We start from the raw sequence: 1,430 nt of genomic DNA on the forward strand, positions 1-1,430 counted from the left end.
TGAACTGCACCCAAAATATTGGACTTAAAAAATCTAATATAAGGGGGTGCAGTTAGTGATTTCTGACGAACAAAAATTAGCCGCTGTTATTGCTTACTTTGAAGAAAATGAAAGTACGTATCAGATTGCAAAAAGATTACAGATTGACCGACATTACATTCGATTATGGATTGAATTATATCGATATCATGGCATCGAAGGAATTATTCGTCCTCAGGGGTACACGAATTATGAAGATTCTTTTAAAATAAAAGTAATTCAACACCTGATAGAGACGGGCGATTCGCTCTTACAGACCGCTGCGAAGTTTAATATTCCTTCTCGTGAAACCGTTCGAAGATGGAAAAAACAATGGATGTCAAAGGCTGGAGAGGTGCTCTATCAAATAGAAAAGGAGTGCCAATCGATGCCAAAAAAACATACACCTGCGAACGATTTAAATGAGAAAACGATGGATGAGTTAAAAGAAGAAATTGAATATTTACGTATGGAAAATGCCTATTTAAAAAAGTTGAAAGCCTTAGCTCAAGAAAAGGATGCATTCAAACCAAAGAAAAAGTAAGAGCTGTATATGAGCTAAGGCTGGATTTTCCTCTTCAAGCTCTATTAAAGGTGGCAAAATTAAAGAAAAGTACGTATTATTATCACCTTCAAAAATGGACAAAACCAGATAAATATCAAGAGATCAAAGAACGAATTCAGACGCTTTTTCATCATCATAAGGGGCGTTATGGTTATCGTCGTATTTGTTTAGCCCTCCGTAATGAAGGATTTTTCATCAACCATAAAACGGTTCAACGATTGATGCAGGAGTTGGGCTTAAAAGGGAAGGTACGCCCTAAAAAATACCGCTCGTATAAAGGGACAGTGGGCTATGTTGCAGAGAATGTAATCCAGCGCGATTTTGAAGCCACTGAACCAAATCAGAAATGGGTAACCGATGTAACGGAATTTAAAATGAATGGCCAAAAAGTCTATATTTCAGCTGTATTAGATTTATTCAGTCGAGAAATTGTTGGATATGAGGTATCGAAATCACCTAATTTTGAGTTAGTTCAACAGTCTTTTAAAAAGGCGTTTACGTATACAAAGTTACAGAAAAAAAATGACTTAATCATTCATTCTGATCAAGGATGGTTATATCAAATACAACGTTTTCAAGAGTTATTAGCAACTTATGAAATCAAGCAAAGTATGTCACGGAAAGGAAATTGTTTAGATAATGCCGTGATAGAAAGCTTTTTTGGCATAATGAAATCAGAATTTCTGTACATGACTACGTTTAAAAACTATGAAGAATTCAAAAAAGCATTAGCAGACTATATCCACTATTACAATCATGAACGGATAAAAATAAAACTCAACGGAAAAAGTCCAGTTGAGTTTCGAAAGGTTTCTTAAAAAGTTCAAACTTTTGGGGTCAGATCACT

Annotated in this window: 2 protein-coding genes; both read left to right on the forward strand. The window is 35.0% G+C overall.

All coding sequences use genetic code 11. The features are described from left to right. The first annotated feature begins 55 nt into the window (after nt 1-55). A complete protein-coding gene (locus tag ACQKIM_RS28125) occupies nt 56-562 on the forward strand; it encodes a helix-turn-helix domain-containing protein (protein WP_427550271.1) in 507 nt (168 codons plus the stop codon). Next, entirely contained in the window at nt 541-1,401 is an 861-nt protein-coding gene (locus tag ACQKIM_RS28130) for an IS3 family transposase (protein WP_427550274.1), read from the forward strand. The genes ACQKIM_RS28125 and ACQKIM_RS28130 overlap by 22 nt, the downstream gene beginning before the upstream one ends. The last annotated feature ends 29 nt before the right edge of the window (nt 1,402-1,430 follow it).

The organism is Lysinibacillus sp. NPDC047702 (assembly GCF_050272555.1).
GTDB lineage: Bacteria > Bacillota > Bacilli > Bacillales_A > Planococcaceae > Lysinibacillus.